The organism is Roseateles paludis, assembly GCF_039872745.1.
GTDB classification, from domain to species: domain Bacteria; phylum Pseudomonadota; class Gammaproteobacteria; order Burkholderiales; family Burkholderiaceae_C; genus Pelomonas; species Pelomonas paludis.
Window position 1 is genome coordinate 1,105,191 of the sequence record NZ_JBDPZD010000002.1, and the last position, 15,193, is coordinate 1,120,383.

Annotated in this window: 14 protein-coding genes; 11 read left to right on the top strand and 3 right to left on the bottom strand. The window is 65.9% G+C overall.

What is annotated here, in order from left to right; translation table 11 throughout:
• The first annotated feature begins 26 nt into the window (after positions 1–26).
• The 9 genes from ABDJ85_RS10920 (at position 27) to ABDJ85_RS10960 (ending at position 11,993) form a co-directional block, all read left to right on the top strand.
• On the top strand, positions 27–977 hold the full coding sequence (locus ABDJ85_RS10920) for an ABC transporter substrate-binding protein (protein ID WP_347704787.1): 951 nt from the start codon (positions 27–29) through the stop codon (positions 975–977).
• Positions 978–1,574: 597 nt separating this feature from the next.
• Positions 1,575–3,110 (top strand): sugar ABC transporter ATP-binding protein, encoded by a 1,536-nt coding sequence (locus ABDJ85_RS10925; protein ID WP_347704788.1) that lies wholly within the window; start codon positions 1,575–1,577, stop codon positions 3,108–3,110.
• Between the two features lie 34 nt (positions 3,111–3,144).
• Entirely contained in the window at positions 3,145–4,122 is a 978-nt protein-coding gene (locus tag ABDJ85_RS10930; protein WP_347704789.1) for an ABC transporter permease, read from the top strand.
• Positions 4,119–5,093, top strand: coding sequence for a galactofuranose ABC transporter, permease protein YjfF (yjfF, locus tag ABDJ85_RS10935; RefSeq protein ID WP_347704790.1), 975 nt, complete (start codon positions 4,119–4,121; stop codon positions 5,091–5,093). Before ABDJ85_RS10930 ends, yjfF begins: the two co-directional genes overlap by 4 nt.
• A gap of 13 nt (positions 5,094–5,106) precedes the next feature.
• The gene (locus ABDJ85_RS10940; RefSeq protein WP_347704791.1) at positions 5,107–6,228 is read left to right on the top strand and encodes a glycoside hydrolase family 43 protein; all 1,122 of its coding nucleotides are present in this window, start codon (positions 5,107–5,109) and stop codon (positions 6,226–6,228) included.
• A gap of 27 nt (positions 6,229–6,255) precedes the next feature.
• Positions 6,256–8,763 (top strand): glycosyl hydrolase 115 family protein, encoded by a 2,508-nt coding sequence (locus ABDJ85_RS10945; protein WP_347704792.1) that lies wholly within the window; start codon positions 6,256–6,258, stop codon positions 8,761–8,763.
• Positions 8,764–8,772: 9 nt separating this feature from the next.
• Positions 8,773–10,125 carry a glycoside hydrolase family 27 protein gene (locus ABDJ85_RS10950; protein WP_347704793.1) on the top strand — a complete coding sequence of 451 codons (1,353 nt, stop codon included), beginning with the start codon at positions 8,773–8,775 and terminating at the stop codon, positions 10,123–10,125.
• Between the two features lie 126 nt (positions 10,126–10,251).
• Positions 10,252–11,169: an AbiTii domain-containing protein gene (locus ABDJ85_RS10955; protein ID WP_347704794.1), complete on the top strand. Its 918-nt coding sequence runs from the start codon at positions 10,252–10,254 to the stop codon at positions 11,167–11,169.
• 59 nt (positions 11,170–11,228) lie between these two features.
• Positions 11,229–11,993 carry a hypothetical protein gene (locus ABDJ85_RS10960; protein ID WP_347704795.1) on the top strand — a complete coding sequence of 255 codons (765 nt, stop codon included), beginning with the start codon at positions 11,229–11,231 and terminating at the stop codon, positions 11,991–11,993.
• 224 nt (positions 11,994–12,217) lie between these two features.
• Here the strand turns inward: ABDJ85_RS10960 and ABDJ85_RS10965 are convergent, their stop codons facing one another.
• Genes ABDJ85_RS10965 through ABDJ85_RS10975 form a run of 3 tightly spaced genes read right to left on the bottom strand, consistent with a single transcriptional unit; the run spans position 12,218 to position 13,626 of the window.
• Complete coding sequence (locus ABDJ85_RS10965) at positions 12,218–12,907, bottom strand: ArsR/SmtB family transcription factor (protein WP_347704796.1); 690 nt, start codon at positions 12,905–12,907, stop codon at positions 12,218–12,220.
• Between the two features lie 30 nt (positions 12,908–12,937).
• Positions 12,938–13,282: an antibiotic biosynthesis monooxygenase family protein gene (locus tag ABDJ85_RS10970; RefSeq protein ID WP_347704797.1), complete on the bottom strand. Its 345-nt coding sequence runs from the start codon at positions 13,280–13,282 to the stop codon at positions 12,938–12,940.
• Positions 13,279–13,626 carry an NIPSNAP family protein gene (locus ABDJ85_RS10975; protein ID WP_347704798.1) on the bottom strand — a complete coding sequence of 116 codons (348 nt, stop codon included), beginning with the start codon at positions 13,624–13,626 and terminating at the stop codon, positions 13,279–13,281. Before ABDJ85_RS10975 ends, ABDJ85_RS10970 begins: the two co-directional genes overlap by 4 nt.
• A 139-nt stretch (positions 13,627–13,765) precedes the next feature.
• Here ABDJ85_RS10975 and ABDJ85_RS10980 point away from each other — a divergent pair, with 139 nt between their 5' ends.
• Together ABDJ85_RS10980 and lepB are read left to right on the top strand one after the other, a co-directional pair.
• A complete protein-coding gene (locus ABDJ85_RS10980; protein ID WP_347704889.1) occupies positions 13,766–14,281 on the top strand; it encodes a DUF1697 domain-containing protein in 516 nt (171 codons plus the stop codon).
• Positions 14,282–14,417: 136 nt separating this feature from the next.
• The gene (gene lepB / locus ABDJ85_RS10985; RefSeq protein WP_347704799.1) at positions 14,418–14,945 is read left to right on the top strand and encodes a signal peptidase I; all 528 of its coding nucleotides are present in this window, start codon (positions 14,418–14,420) and stop codon (positions 14,943–14,945) included.
• The last annotated feature ends 248 nt before the right edge of the window (positions 14,946–15,193 follow it).

A 15,193-nucleotide genomic window follows, 5' to 3' on the forward strand; every position in this document is an offset into this window, starting at 1 on the left:
CACAAGCCCATTTCAGGAGACCTCCCATGCGCTTCCCCCGTCGCACCCTGCTGGCCCTCTCGCTGGCCCTGCCCGCCCTGTCCGCCTTCGCCGCTCCGCTGGTGATGGGCTTCTCGCAAGTCGGCGCCGAGAGCGAATGGCGCACCGCCAACACCTCGTCGGTCAAGTCGGCCGCCAAGGAAGCCGGCATCACGCTCAAGTTCGCCGACGCACAGCAAAAGCAGGAGAACCAGGTCAAGGCCCTGCGCAGCTTCATCGCACAGAAGGTCGACGTCATCGCCTTCTCGCCCGTGGTCGAGTCCGGCTGGGAGACCGTGCTCAAGGAAGCCAAGGCCGCCGGCATCCCCGTCATCCTGACCGACCGCGCCGTCAAGGTCACCGATGAGTCGCTCTACGTGACCTTCATCGGCTCCGACTTCGTCGAAGAAGGCCGCAAGGCCGCCAAGTGGCTGCTGGACCGCGTGGCCAAGAGCACCGCGCCGGCCATCAACGTCGTCGAGCTGCAAGGCACCGTGGGCTCGGCCCCGGCCATCGACCGCAAGAAGGGTTTCGAGGAAATCATCAAGAGCAACGCCAAGATCCAGATCATCCGCTCCCAGTCCGGCGACTTCACCCGCGCCAAGGGCAAGGAAGTGATGGAGTCCTTCCTGAAGCAGAAGGACAAGAAGATCGACGTGCTCTACGCGCACAACGACGACATGGCGATTGGTGCGATTCAGGCCATCGAAGAAGCCGGGCTGAAGCCTGGTGTCGACATCACGATCATCTCGATTGATGGTGTGCGTGGCGCGTTTGAGGCGATGAAGGCTGGCAAGCTCAATGTGACGGTTGAGTGCAATCCGTTGCTGGGGCCGCAGTTGATGCAACTGGCCAAGGATGTGGTGGCCAAGAAGCCGGTCGAGAAGCGGATCAAGGTGATCGAGGGCGTGTACACGGCGGATCAGGCGGCGAAGGAGCTGCCGAATCGCAAGTACTGAGGACGCTGTGCGTGAGGGCGGGTTTGTGGTGAGGCCCATGCCGGGAGTCCCGCCCGGCGGCGGGGTAACTTTCTTCTGTCTTGCCAGAAGAAAGTCACCAAAGAAGAGGCGCTTCTTCCACTTCAGAGCCCGACATGCGTTTGGTGCCTTGAAGGGCGGGGGAAGCGATCCTCTGCGCTCTCGCGGCGGACTTGTCACCGCCCTACCTCATCGCACCAGCACCCCGGTTGACGCGCGGCTGAACGCCGGGCTCACCACCAACAGCCGCGTCGCTCGGGCGACGCCTTTTCGGTATTTCTCTCAGGCGTCGGCGTTCAGCCGCGACTTAGGCGGCCGAGAGGCCCGAGCCATGAGGCTCGTGACAAGCCGGAGGCGAGAGCGCAGCGGATCGCTTCTCGGACGTGCACAGCCCGAGCGCAGCGAGCGGGTTTTTGTGCGGGATGCGGATTGCATTGAGCGCCTCTTCTTTGGTGACTTTCTTCTGGCGCCGCAGAAGAAAGTTACCCGCCCGCCGGGGCGGGACCCGGCATCGGCCTCGCCGGAAACCCACTGCATCGAACCACACGGCATGGGCCTCGCCACAAAACCAGTTTCACCATGACAGCCCCCACGCCCGTCCTTGCCCTGCAAGGCATCTGCAAGAGCTTCCCCGGCGTCCGCGCCCTGCACGAAGTCAGCCTGCGCCTCTTCCCCGGTGAAGTGCACGCCCTCATGGGCCAAAACGGCGCCGGCAAGTCCACCCTCATCAAGGTGCTCACCGGCCTCTACGAGCCCGATGCCGGCCGCATCGAACTCGCGGGCAGAGAAATAGCCCCGCGCACCACGCAAGAAGCCCAAGACCACGGCATCCGCACCGTCTACCAAGAGGTCAACCTCTGCCCCAACCTCTCGGTGGCCGAGAACATCTGCCTCGGGCGGCTGCCCAAGCGCTGGGGCCGGATCGACTGGGCGGCCGTGCGCGCCGAGGCCCAGCGTGTGCTGGCGCAGATGGAGCTGGACATCGATGTGGACCAGCCGCTGCACCGCTGCCCGTTGGCGCAGCAGCAGATGGTGGCCATTGCCCGCGCGCTGCGCGACCCGGCCAAGGTGCTCATCCTCGACGAGCCCACCTCCAGCCTCGACGAAGCCGCCGTGCAGCAGCTGTTTGCGGTGCTGCGCCGCCTGCGCGAGCAGGGGCTGGCGATCCTCTTCGTCACCCACTTCCTGGACCAGACCTACGCCATCTCCGACCGCATCACCGTGATGCGCAACGGCGAGACCGAGGGCGAGTACTTGGCGCAGGACCTGAGCCGGCTGGCCCTGGTCAACAAGATGGTGGGCGCTGCGGCGGACGACGCCGAGAAGGCGCGCTTGGCTTCGCGCAGCACCGCGCCGGGTGCGCCCGTGCTGACGGCCGAGCAGATTGGCCGCAGCGGCACGCTGCAACCCACCTCGCTGCAACTGCGGCGGGGCGAGGTGCTGGGCCTGGCCGGCCTGCTGGGCTCGGGCCGCACGGAGCTGGCCCGGTTGCTCTTTGGCGCCGACGCGGCGGACAGCGGGCAGCTCCGCGTGGGCGATGGCCCAGCGGGCCGCTTCAGCTCGCCGCGCGAGGCCATTGCCGCCGGCCTGGCCTTCTGCTCTGAAGACCGCAAGTTGGAGGGCTGCGTGCTCGACCTCTCGGTGCGAGAGAACATCGTGCTTGCCCTCCAGGCCCGGCACGGCCTGCGCCTGGTGATGAAGCCGGCCGAGCTGCAAGCCCTGGCCGACGACTACATCCGCCGCCTCGGCATCAAGACCGCGAGCGCCGACACGCCCATCGGCCAGCTCTCGGGCGGCAACCAGCAAAAGGTGCTGCTGGCCCGCTGGCTGGCCACGCACCCGGCGCTGCTGATCCTCGACGAACCCACGCGTGGCATCGACGTGCGCGCCAAGGAAGAGCTGATGGACGCGGTGCTGGCCCTGGCTCACTCCGCAGACCAAGCCGAGCCCATGGCCGTGCTCTTCATCTCGTCCGAGCTGCCCGAGGTGCTGCACTGCAGCGACCGCCTGCTGGTGATGCGCGACCGCCATGTGCTGGGCGAGTACCCGCGCGGCGCGCTCGACGAACACGGCGTGCTCGAAGTGATTGCGGCCGATGCGCCCCAAGCTGCGTGACGCTGCCTGAAGAGAACAAGAACAAACCATTCCCATGAAGCTCCCTGGTTTTCTCTCCCACCCGCTGTCGCGACCCTTGATCGCGCTGGCCCTGCTGCTCGGCGTGGCCGCCGTCAGCGTGCCCGGCTTCCTGCACCTGGAGGTCAAGGACGGCCACCTCTACGGCAGCCTCGTGGATATCGTCCACCGCGCGGTGCCGCTGATGCTGATTGCGCTGGGCATGACCCTCGTGATCGCCACGCGCGGCATCGACATCTCGGTCGGCGCCATCGTCGCCATTGCCGGCACCGTGGCCGCCATGCTGGTCGGCTCACAGGGCGTGGCCGTGGCCTTTGCGGCGGCCCTGGGTGCGGCGCTGCTCTGCGGGCTCTGGAATGGCCTGCTGGTCGCCACGCTCGGCCTGCAGCCCATCATCGCCACGCTGATCTTGATGGTCGCCGGGCGTGGTCTCGCGCAGCTCTTCACCGACGGCCAGATCCTCACCATCTACGAGCCCGCCAGCTTCTTCTGGCTGGGCGGCGGCTACCTGCTGGGCTTGCCGGTCTCCGTCTTTGTGCTGGCCCTGGTGGCGGGCCTCACGGGCCTCTTGATGCGGCGCACGGCGCTGGGCCTCTTCATCGAGTCGGTCGGCGTCAACCCGGTGGCCTCGCGCCTGGCCGGTGTGCCCACGCTGGCGGTGATGCTCTTCGTCTACCTCTACAGCAGCCTGGGCGCAGGCCTGGCGGGCTTGATGATCACCTCCAACATCAAGAGCGCCGACGCCAACAACGCCGGCCTGCTGCTGGAGCTGGACGCCATCCTGGCCGTGACCCTGGGCGGCGGGCAGCTCAATGGCGGGCGCTTCTCGCTGGTGGGCAGCCTCATCGGCGCGCTCGTCATCCAGACCCTCACCTCCACCATCTACGCGCTCGGTATCCCGCCGCAGGTGACCATGGTGGTCAAGGCCATCGTCGTGTTTGCGGTGTGCATCCTGCAGTCGCCGGTGTGGATCAAGAAAGGGGGCGCACGATGAAAGCCCGCCTGCAAGCCGCCATGGCGGCACCCTCGTTCACTGCGTGGATCAGCGTCGTGCTGATGCTCGCTCTCTATGGCTTTGGCGCCGTCGGCTACACGGGCTTTGCCAGTGGCCAGGTCGTCTACAACCTGCTGATCGACAACGCCTTCCTGCTCGTCATCGCGGTGGGCATGAACTTCGTGATCCTGTCGGGCGGCATCGACCTCTCGGTCGGCTCGGTGCTGGCGCTCACCACCACGGTGGCCGCATGGCTGCTGCAAACCGCGCAGTGGCCGGCCGAGCTCGTCATCGTCGTCAGCCTGCTGGGGGGCCTCGCGTTTGGGGCGCTGCAGGGCTGGTTGATCCATGCCTTCAAGCTGCAGGCCTTCATCGTCACGCTGGCCGGCATGTTCCTGGCGCGGGGCCTGTGCTTCCTGATCAGCGTGGACTCGATCACCATCGACGCGCCCACGTTTGTGTGGCTCTCGCAGACCCAGCTACCCCTGCCCGGCGGCTTCCTGTCGCCCGGCGCGGTGATTGCGCTGGTGGTGCTGGCGCTCGGCCTGTGGGCCGCGCACAGCACGGCCTTTGGGCGCACGGTCTATGCCATCGGCGGCAACGAGACCTCGGCGCTGATGATGGGCTTGCCCGTGGGCCGCACCAAGGTCGCGGTCTATGCGCTCAGCGGCGGCTGCGCCAGCCTGGCCGGCCTGCTGTTCGCCTTCTACATGCTCTCGGGCTACGGCCAGCATGCGCAAGGCGTGGAGCTGGATGCCATCGCCGCCGTCGTCATCGGCGGCACCTTGCTGGCTGGTGGTACCGGCTATGTGGCCGGCGCGCTCTCGGGCGTGCTGGTGCTGGGCCTGATCCAGACGCTCATCGTCTTCGACGGCACGCTCAGCTCCTGGTGGACCAAGATCGTCATCGGCACCCTGCTGTTCGCCTTCTGCGCCGTGCAGCGCGTGGTGGCGAGGCGTAGCGCTCACTGAAAGTGATCTCCCCATGAAGCATCTGCTCGGCGCCCTGGCCTTGGTGCTCGCCATCCCGCCAGCGCTGGCGCAGTCGCACCCGCTGGAAGTCGCCAACCCCAAGCACACCGTCCAACTGGTCAAGACGATTGCGCCGCCTGCGGGCCTCGTGGCCCCCAAGCCGGCTGAGCAGAGCGCCTACCTGCTCGTCTACTTCAAGGACGAGACGCACGACATCTACTTCGCCACCTCGCCCGACGGCTATACCTTCACCGACGTCAACGGCGGCCAGCCCGTCGCCCTCGGGCGCGTGTTGGCCGAGCAAAAGGGCGTGCGTGACCCGCACCTGATGCGCGGCCCGGACAACGCCTTCTACATGGCCATGACCGACCTGCACATCTACGGCAAGGGCGCCGGCCACCGCAGCACCGAGTGGGAGCGGCCCATCGAGGGCTACGGCTGGGGCAACAACCAGAACCTGATCCTGATGAAGTCCTTCGACCTCATCCACTGGACGCACGCGCGGGTCAAGGTGGCAGCGCTCTTCCCGCAGGTGGGCGACCTCGGCGCCGTCTGGGCCCCCGAGACCATCTGGGACGACAAGGCCCAGCGGCCGATGGTGTACTACACGACCCGGGTCGGCGCGGCACCCAACACCCTGGTCTACGCCTACGCTGATTTAGCGTTCAACACGCTCGAGACCGAGCCCAAGACCCTGTTCACCTACCCCATCAAGGGCAAGAGCGCGATCGACGGCGACATCACCAAGATCGGCGACAAGTACCACCTGTTCTACGTCGCGCACGACGACCCGGGCTTCCTGCGCCAGGCCATCTCGGACCGCATCAACGAGGGCTTTGTCTTCAACCCGCAGAAGGTGGACCCTGAGACCGACTACACCGAGGCGCCCACCCTGTGGCACCGCCATGGCACCCAGACCTATGTGCTCATGTACGACGTGTTTGGCGCCAAGCCGCGCAACAACATGGGCTTCTCGGAGACGACTGACTTCGTCAACTTCAAGAACCTGGGCCGCTTCAACGAGCCAGGCTCGCCGATGAAGGCCGCCAACTTCGTGGGCGCCAAGCACGGCGCCGTGATCGCCATCTCGCCCGCCGAGATGGCCCGCCTGCAACGCTACTTCGCCCAGAAGTAAACGGGCCGCCGACTGAGGGACCTCTGGATGCCACTCACCCTGCTCCGCTCAAGCCTCCGCGTGCTGCTCCTTGCAGCTGCAGTCCAGGCCCTGCCTGCCTTCGCCCAGGCCCGGCTGGAGTTCTCGGCCCACGCCACGCCCGCCAGCCGTTCCGTGCGCCTGGTGGATGGCGCCCAGCTCAGCCCCGTGGTGGTGAGCGACAACGATGCGCCGCTCGTCAAGCTCAGCGCCCAGCTGTTTGCCGACGACCTTGCCAAGGTGACGGGCAAAGCACCTGCGGTGGTGGCCGAGGCCACGGCCGACCAGGTCGTCATCGCCGGCACCCTGGGCCAGAGCCGCCTCATCGACCGACTCGCCCGCGCCGGCAAGCTCAAGGGCCTCGACCAGCTTCGTGGCCAGTGGGAGGCCACGCTGTGGCAGAGCGTCGAGGCGCCACTGCCCAAGGTCAAGCGCGCGCTCGTCATCGTCGGCAGTGACCCGCGTGGCACCGCCTATGGCCTGATGCAGATGTCCGAGCGCATGGGCGTCTCGCCCTGGCACTGGTGGGCCGACGTGCCGCCCAAGCGCCAGGCCTCGCTCTACGTGCAGGCCGCCCAGCCCAGCGTGGACAAACCGGCCGTGCGCTATCGCGGCATCTTCGTCAACGACGAGGACTGGGGCCTGATCCCCTGGATCAAGACCACCTTCGACCCCGCGCACGGCAACTTCGGGCCCAAGACCTACGAAAAGATCTTCGAGCTGATGCTGCGCATGCGGCTCAACTACATCTGGCCGGCCATGCACGAGGTGTCCACCGAGTTCGGCTCCAACCTCGACAACGCCCGCATGGCGGCGCGCTACGGCATCCTGCTCGGCTCCTCGCACTGCGAGCCCATGCTCTACAACAACGTCCACTGGGACGAGAAGACCCAAGGCCCCTGGGACTACGCCCGCAACAAGGACGCCATCCACGCCGTCTGGGAGACCACCGCCGCCAACGTCTCCGGCCAGGACGGCGTCTGGACCATGGGCATCCGCGGCATCCACGACCGCGGCATGCAAGGCCCGCCCGACACCGCCGTGCGCATGGCCACGCTGGGCCAAGTCTTCAAGGACCAGCAGGCCCTGATCACCAAGCACACGGCCACCCGCCCCGGCACGCCCGCCAAGATCTTTGTGCCCTACAAGGAAGTGCTGCCCATCTACGACGCCGGCCTGCCCGTGCCCGACGACGTGACCCTGGTCTGGGTGGACGACAACTTCGGCTACATCCGCCGCCTCAGCAACCCGGCCGAGCGCAAGCGTGCGGGCGGTGCCGGCGTGTACTGGCATCTGTCCTATTACGGCGGCCCGCACTCCTACACCTGGATCAACACCACCGCCCCCGCGCTGATGTGGGAGGAGTTCCACAAGGCCTGGGCCAACGAGGCACGCACCGCCTGGGTCATCAACGTCGGCGACATCAAGCCCATGGAAGTGGGCATGGACTACTTTGCGCGCCTGGCCTGGGCGCCCGAGTCCATGGGCCCCGAGTCCGCCAGCCGCTTCCTCAAGGAGTTTGCCGAGCGCAACTTCAGCGCCGCACACGCCCCGGCCCTGGCCGAGCTGATGGCCGAGCACTTCCGCCTCGGCACCGTCCGCAAGCCCGAGCTGATGGAGCGCAGCTGGGCCCTGTCGCTCACCGCCGCCCGCGCCGCGCAGCTGCGTGACGAGTACCAGCACCTGCTGCGCATGGACGCCGCCTTGGCCGCATCCCTGCCCGCTGAATCGCGCGACGCCTACTTCGAGATGATCGGCTTCCCCGCCCGCGTGGTCGCCTACTCGGGGCTGATCTTCCTGGCCGACCGCGACGTGCAGATGGGCGTTGATGCCGCCGCCAACACCGAGCGCATCCAGACCCTGCGCAACACCCTGACCCAGCAGGTCGATCACTTCAACAACGAGGTGGCCGGCGGCAAGTGGAAGGGCGTGATGCCCGGGCTGGAAACCGCCGCCAACCTGATGGCCTGGAACAGCCAGGTCCGCTGGCCTTGGGGCGAGACCAAGCCCGTGGTGCTGCCCGACCCTGCCGGCCAGCCCTCCGAATCTCGCTGGCGCCCCGCCTCCGCCACCCTCCAGCAGCAAGCAGGCCAAGGCGGCGCGGCGTGGCATTCGGTGCCCGGCCTCGGCGGCACCGGCCGCGCCCTGGTCGTGCTGCCCGCCAACCTGCAAACCACCTGGCGCAGTGACCCGGCCTCGGCCCCCGCCCTGGAGTACGAGTTCAACACCAAGGCGGTGGACGGCGTGGCCTACCTGGAGTTCATGCCCACCTTCCGCCTGATCCCGGGCACCCAGCTCGGCGTGGCTGTCAGCCTCGATGGCCAGGCCCTCGGCAACTTCGAAGTGCCCGGCGCCAGCGGGTCTGAAGACGAGAACGGCCGCATCCGCCAGGACGCCGTGCAGACCAACAGCGTGCGCCTCAAGCTGCCCCTCGGCAAGCTGGAAGCCGGCAAGCACCGGCTGCGCGTCGTCGCCCTCGACCCCGGCCTCGTGTTCGATCGCATCTGGCTCCCCTAAGGACTCCCCATGCTCAACCGCCGCCAACTCATCAGCGCCACCACCCTGGCGGCTGCCAGCACCACCGCTGCTGTCGATGCTCAAGCAGCGTCCACCGCCCGCCCGCTGCTCGCCCCCACGCCCCCCATGGGCTGGAACAGCTGGAACAGCTTCGCCACCACGCTGACCGAGGCCCAAGCCCGCGAGACCGCCGCCATCCAGGCTGCCAAGCTGCTGCCCTCGGGCTACGACGTCTTCACCATCGACATCCAGTGGTACGAGCCCGAGGCCAAGAGCTACGAGTACAACCGCGCGCCCCAGCCGGCGATGGACGGCTATGGCCGCCTGCTGCCCGCGCCCAACCGCTTCCCCTCCAGCGCCAACGGCGTCGGCTTCAAGGCCCTGGCCGATGACATCCACCGCCTGGGGCTCAAGTTCGGCGTGCACCTGATGCGCGGCATCCCGCGCGCCGCCGTCGAGAAGAACCTGCCCGTGCTCGGCACCAAGCTCACCGCGCGCGACATTGCCGACACCCACAGCACCTGCCCCTGGAACCCCGACATGTACGGCGTCGACATGCGCCGCCCGGGCGCCCAGGCCTACTACAACAGCGTGTTCGCGCTGTTCGCGTCCTGGGGTGTGGACTTCGTCAAGATGGACGACATGAGCCGCCCCTACGACGCCCACGCGCCCGAGATCGAGGCCGCGCACCGCGCCATCGAGGCAAGCAAGCGGCCCATGCTGCTCAGCCTCTCACCCGGCGAGACCCCCGTGCACCGCGCCGAGCACGTGCGCCGCTTTGCGCAGATGTGGCGCATCAGTGACGACTTCTGGGACGAGTGGCCGCTGCTCGAATCGCAGTTCACCCGCCTCGAGAACTGGAACCCCCACCGCCGCCCCGGCGCCTGGCCCGATGCCGACATGCTGCCCCTGGGCCGCCTCGCGCTGGGCGAGCGCGACTCCCGCTTCACCCGCGACGAGCAACGCACCGTCATGGCCCTGTGGTGCATCGCCCGCTCGCCCCTCATCATGGGCGGCGACCTGCGCCACCTCGATGACTGGACGCTTGCGCTGCTGACCCACAAAGAGCTGCTCGCCATCCACCGCCACAGCGAGGCCAACCAGCCCCACTTCGTCGCCGACAACTGGCGCGTCTGGACAGCCCGAAACCCCAAGACCCGCGAGTACGTGCTGGCGGTGTTCAACACGGGCAAGCAGGCTGACTCGCTGCGGCTACCGCTGCACAGCGTCGGGCTGCCGCAGCAGGGCAAGCTGCGCGATCTGTGGGACGCCAACGTGGCGGCGCCGGGGATTGAGGCGGGGGTGGTGAGCGTGGCGGTGCCGTCGCATGGGGTGGCGATGTTGGGGTTGCGTGGGGGCTAGGGTGCGACGCTGGCTAACGTCGATACCACGTTGACGGCGGTGGCCGGGCGCTTGATGATCCGCCGCCGCCATGCGGATCGTTAGCGATCCGACTACAACACGTTTCGCCCCACAGGCAAAACAGCCATGCACCTGCTCACCGAAATCATCGATCTCTTGAGTTCGAGTTCGCCGAGCCTTGAAGACGCGCTCTTTAAGGCGCAGGTGCTTGCTCATCGCCTCGGTGAGTTGGACATGAAGAAGTGGGTGACAAATGAGCTGAAGGGCTACCCCGACCGCCTTAGCCTCCCGGCTTACCGCGTTCTACCTGTCACCGTGATGGCCAATCTGAGCAACGGCGTAGTTCGCTACTCGGACCAGCCGTTGCCAATGATGGGTGTGGATCAAAGACTCCGGGACAAACTCGAGACACGGAGAGTGTCGGAAAGCATTGCCGTAGTGGCCGAGTGGGCAAAGCGCGACACGGACTTGGCGATTGTCATCGCGCCTGAGTACTTCGGGCACATTAAGAAGGGCATTGATCGCAGCTTCGAGATCGAGCGTGCCTGGGGAAAGCACTCCGTGGGCTCAATGCTCCAGATCGTCACCGAGGTGCGGTCGCGACTCCTCGAACTGGCTCTTCAAGTGTCAGACCGTATTCCGCAGGAACCACAACCAGAAGCCATCCGCGCGGTTGCGCAGGAGGTAGCAGTGTCAGAGATTTTTCGGAACGCAGTGTTCGGCAGCAACACAACGATTGTGGTTGGTGGCGGGTCAATTCAGGGTGTCACCAACAACGTAACGGTCAACGATCTAGGCAGTCTTGTGTCTGCCTTGCGCGCCTACGGGATTCAGGACGCTGATCTGGAGCAGTTGAAGCAAGCCTTAGTGAGCGACGACACCTCCGACGACGTCAGGAACAAGAAGCTCGGCCCGAGCGTTCGGAACTGGATTGGCAACATGGTTGCCAAGGCCGGCGCAGGCGCCTGGGAGATCAGCGTAGCCACGGCTGGCGGAGTGTTGGCAACGGCTATCGCCTCCTACTACGGGTTCGGAGGCGCCTAGCTCCTCGCTCGAGCCGACACGCTCCTGCAAAGCTCAGCGCACACGTTAGACCTCATCAGATGCCCGACGAAGCCCTCGCCAGGAAGATCTACTCCCTCCAGAATCGGATAGTGCGTGATCTGAATGACGCGCACATCTTTCTTGAGCAAATTGGACCTTTGCTGACGGACGCCCGTGCGACGTTCGAACGCAGCGACTCGAAGTCAGACAGGCGCTACTACGTACCGTCGGTCGATCGAAAGAAGTTCGCCAAGCGCACTGACCATGAGTTGAAGGAAATCTATGCCCACTTCAGCTCTGGCGGGCTGTACGAGGCGTTCCTCATCACCGCCGTCTCTCAGTTCGAGTCATTCTTGGCTGATGTGCTGGTCACCTTCCTAAATCACTACCCGTTGCGCATCACAGAGGTCGTGCAAGGAGTACCTGCGTGTCCTAGTGTTTCGCCACGCGAGCTCGTTTCTGCGCCGGACAAGGACCAACTTGTCCAGCGGGTGCTGTCGGATCACGTTGCCAGTGTCTTTCGCCAGCGCCCCAGCGCCTACATGGCGTATGCGGTCAAGCTCCTTAGCATTAAGAGTGATCAAAGCTTCATCGACTACTTCGAGGTGGCCGCGACACGTGATTTGGTGGTGCACAACAATCGAGTGATAAACGCGCTGTACCTGGAGAAGGCTGCCAAGAAGGCGCGTGGCAAGGTTGGCGATAAGGTCGAAGTGGACAAGCACTACTACAACGCGGCCCTGGCAACGCTGAAGAAGGTGTCTGGCGCAATCAAACGCGACATAGAGAAGAAGTACGGGGCAGGTGGAGAGAATGAGGTTTAACCCCTCGTACACGCGCGTCCAACAACGGCAAAGGCCTGATCGATTGGGCAGGAGGGAAGAGACACCTGCAGTCGTCTATCCGGCATCTAAAGCCGGGGCGTTGAAGTCCCGTGCTGACATGGAATCCGCGTCACTGCCGCGCTGAATTTGCCAGCGCGGGTGCCAACGTCAGGCTCAGCTGCCGAAACTGCATTGGCTGTCAAATCCGCAAGCGCTCTCCCAACTCAGTCAGCTCCCTCACTCAAACAAGGCAACAAATCCCGATGCCCGGTCGCCGTGACTTCAACCGCGCGGCCGGGGCCTTGGCGTAGCCAGCCTTTGGCGATGAAGTGCCGGAAGAGCTCATCGGCCAGTTGCCCGGCGAGGTGGTCGCGGCGCTCAGACCAGTCGAGGCAGCGGTAGGCATAGCGGCGCCGGCCTTGGGGCGCGCTGGGGTTCATACCCAGCCCTTGCAGCCAAGCCCGGCCAGCGGCCGTCAGCTCAAAGCCGCTGGCCGTCGCGCCCAGGCGGCCATCGCGCTGCAGAGCCTCGAAGACGGAGACGCCCAACTTGCCGGCCAGGTGGCCGTAGCAGCAGCGCGCGAGGCGTAGGCGGGCCCGGGCAGGGTGGGCCCAGGCGCGGTCGTGTTCCTGGCGCTCGGCGACGAGGGCCAGGGCCTCAAGCGCATGGGCCACTTCGGCGTCGGCCAGGCGGTAGTAGCGGTGTCGGCCTCTGGGCTCGCACACCACAAACTGCGCGTCCAGCAGCTTGGCCAAATGCCCGCTGGCCGTCGCCGCCGTCACGCTCGCAGCCTTGGCCAACTCGCTGGCGCTGGCGTACTCGCCATCCATCAGGTAGGCCAGCATCCGCGACCGCGCCGGGTCGGCCACGAGGGCGGCGACACGAGCCAGGCGGGGTTCATGAGGTGCCGTCATCAGCTTCTGCCTTAGTCGAGAGTCAGCCGATCAAAGCAGCGCGCCCAACGAGTCTGCGGGCGCCTGGTCGCGCTCATGCAAGCCGTAGTCGCGCACCACGGCGGCCACGCGCAGCCGGTAGTTGGCAAAGACCTGGCTGCGGCCCTCTTGCTGGGCGTTGCGGTGCATGCCATGGCAACGCCAGGCGCGCACCGCCGCCTCGTCGCGCCAGAAGCTCAAGGACAGAAAGCGCCCCGGGTGGGTCAGGCTCTCGAATCGCTCGACCGAGATGAAGCCGTCCACGGACTCCAACTCCGCTTTCAGCGCGGCGGCCAGCTCGAAGTAGCGCGGAGCCACATCGGCTTGCAGCTCCAGCTCAAAAATCACGGCCATCATGGCGTCAGCTCCCGGGTCAGATTCAATGTCGAGGCCACATCTTCCAGCCAGGTGCGCTCCTCCCGGAGGATCAAGCGCCGGGCCTGCGCAAACTCGAAGTTGGCGCAACCCTCAGGGTCGGTCTTGAGGGTGGCGCGATAGCGCTCGTAGCCCGCCAGGCTGTCAAACCCGATCAGCCCCCAAGCTACATCATTGCTGCCCTCGTGCGGCAGAAAGTAGCCGATCAAGTTGCCGCCGCAGCGCGGAATGATGCGCCCCCAGGCCTCGGCGTAGTGCCTGAAGGCCTCGCGCTGGAAGGGGTCGATCTGGTAGCGGATGAAACAGGTCAGGGACGTGAGAGACATAAGGCGGCTCTGGGTCTTGGGGTGTTGAGGCGTGAGCCTGCACTGTGCGACGAGTCGGGTGCCGGATGCTTCGGCCAAGGCCGAAGCGTTGGCCACGCTGGCCCCACGGCTGCGCGCCGGCGCAGCGCTACATTGGCGCATGCCTCGCTATGTCGCCCTCCTTCGCGGAGTCAGCCCCATGAACGCCAGGAGCCCTGATCTCCAGCGGTGCTTTGAGGCGGCCGGCTTCTCCGACGTGCGAACGCTTTTGTCCAGCGGCAACGTCGTCTTCAACGCCCGCACGACCTCATGCGCCGGACTGGAGCGCCGCGCAGAAGCGGCGATGCAATCCACGCTGGACCGAGTCTTTGACACCTTCGTTCGCCCGGCCGAGTTCCTGCGCGAGCTGGTCGCGTCGGAGCCCTTCGCCGAGTTCAAGCTACCCCCAGCAGCCAAACCCGTCGTCACCTTCCTGCGCCGGCCGTCAGCGCACACGCTGGCCCTGCCCATCGAGCGCGACGACGCGTGCGTTCTCAAGTTCACGGGATCTGAGGTGCTGTCCTTCTATGTGCCCGGGCCCAAGGCGTCGGCGTTCATGGCCTTCCTGGAGCGCAGCTTCAGCAAGGACATCACCACGCGCACGCTCGAAACGGTGCGCAAGTGCTCGGTCGCATAGCCTCGGCAGCACGGTCTGCGCGCGTGGCCTCTTCAGGTCGATACGCCGGGCTGGGCACTTGATCATGCGCCGCTTGCTACGGGGATCGTCAACGATCCGACTACAACACGTTAGGCTTCAAGTTCTGCATCGCATCGTGCTCATCCGCATCTACAACCACTTTCTCGCACCCAAGATCCGCCTCGCCCGAGCCAGCGCGGCGGCGCGCTCATCGGGCCTGCTTGCATTCCAGGTTCTCGGCGGGAACATGGAGCCGACCCTTCGCCTTGGCGAAGTCGCTCTCTACAAGAGGCAAGAGCCATCATCGCTGTGCCTTGGAGACGTTGTAACCCTTGCGCACCAGAGCTACTTCGAGGGCGTCAAGGTTCCACTTCGTATCGTTGGTCTCGCAGGTGACCGCGTCGAACTCAAGGCAGGTCAGCTGTACCTAAACGGGCAGGTCAACCCCGAGCCATATCAGCTCACCGCTGCCGCCGAAAGTGAGTACTCCAGGGACTTTCCTTGCACGTCCGTTCCCGAGGCTCACGCTTTCTTGCTCGGAGACTGCCGCGACAATAGCAAGGACAGCCGTCTTCTCGGCCCGATCCCCTTCGCCGCCTTGGTCGGGAAGATTGTTCTTGTCCACCCTCTGGACAACCCACGCGAACAGCGCCCGGTGCGTTGAGTCCGATCTCCTCGCTCAAACCGACCCGCTACGACTGACCGCCTAGCTCGAACTTTGAGGCACAAACGTGGCTACCAATCACACCGAAGACGGCGCTGGCTGGTGGGTTCCCCATCTGGTCGCTGCCTTCCTCGGCTTTGTGATCGGTGGATGGCTGTTCGCTCGATGGGTCCGCTACGGAGACTTGCAAGACCATTGGCTGTTCGTAGCGGTGATCTGCGCACTTCTTTGCGCGGCGGCGTCGGTAT

What these genes read in the sequence shown, in the direction of transcription:
- ABDJ85_RS10980 (WP_347704889.1), top strand. Translation starts at nt 13,766, where the DNA reads ATGCCTCGCTATGTCGCCCTCCTTCGCGGAGTCAGCCCCATGAACGCC.
- ABDJ85_RS10965 (WP_347704796.1), bottom strand. Translation starts at nt 12,907, where the DNA reads ATGACGGCACCTCATGAACCCCGCCTGGCTCGTGTCGCCGCCCTCGTG.
- ABDJ85_RS10930 (WP_347704789.1), top strand. Translation starts at nt 3,145, where the DNA reads ATGAAGCTCCCTGGTTTTCTCTCCCACCCGCTGTCGCGACCCTTGATC.
- ABDJ85_RS10950 (WP_347704793.1), top strand. Translation starts at nt 8,773, where the DNA reads ATGCTCAACCGCCGCCAACTCATCAGCGCCACCACCCTGGCGGCTGCC.
- yjfF (WP_347704790.1), top strand. Translation starts at nt 4,119, where the DNA reads ATGAAAGCCCGCCTGCAAGCCGCCATGGCGGCACCCTCGTTCACTGCG.
- ABDJ85_RS10955 (WP_347704794.1), top strand. Translation starts at nt 10,252, where the DNA reads ATGCACCTGCTCACCGAAATCATCGATCTCTTGAGTTCGAGTTCGCCG.
- ABDJ85_RS10940 (WP_347704791.1), top strand. Translation starts at nt 5,107, where the DNA reads ATGAAGCATCTGCTCGGCGCCCTGGCCTTGGTGCTCGCCATCCCGCCA.
- ABDJ85_RS10975 (WP_347704798.1), bottom strand. Translation starts at nt 13,626, where the DNA reads ATGTCTCTCACGTCCCTGACCTGTTTCATCCGCTACCAGATCGACCCC.
- ABDJ85_RS10925 (WP_347704788.1), top strand. Translation starts at nt 1,575, where the DNA reads ATGACAGCCCCCACGCCCGTCCTTGCCCTGCAAGGCATCTGCAAGAGC.
- ABDJ85_RS10960 (WP_347704795.1), top strand. Translation starts at nt 11,229, where the DNA reads ATGCCCGACGAAGCCCTCGCCAGGAAGATCTACTCCCTCCAGAATCGG.
- ABDJ85_RS10970 (WP_347704797.1), bottom strand. Translation starts at nt 13,282, where the DNA reads ATGATGGCCGTGATTTTTGAGCTGGAGCTGCAAGCCGATGTGGCTCCG.
- ABDJ85_RS10920 (WP_347704787.1), top strand. Translation starts at nt 27, where the DNA reads ATGCGCTTCCCCCGTCGCACCCTGCTGGCCCTCTCGCTGGCCCTGCCC.
- ABDJ85_RS10945 (WP_347704792.1), top strand. Translation starts at nt 6,256, where the DNA reads ATGCCACTCACCCTGCTCCGCTCAAGCCTCCGCGTGCTGCTCCTTGCA.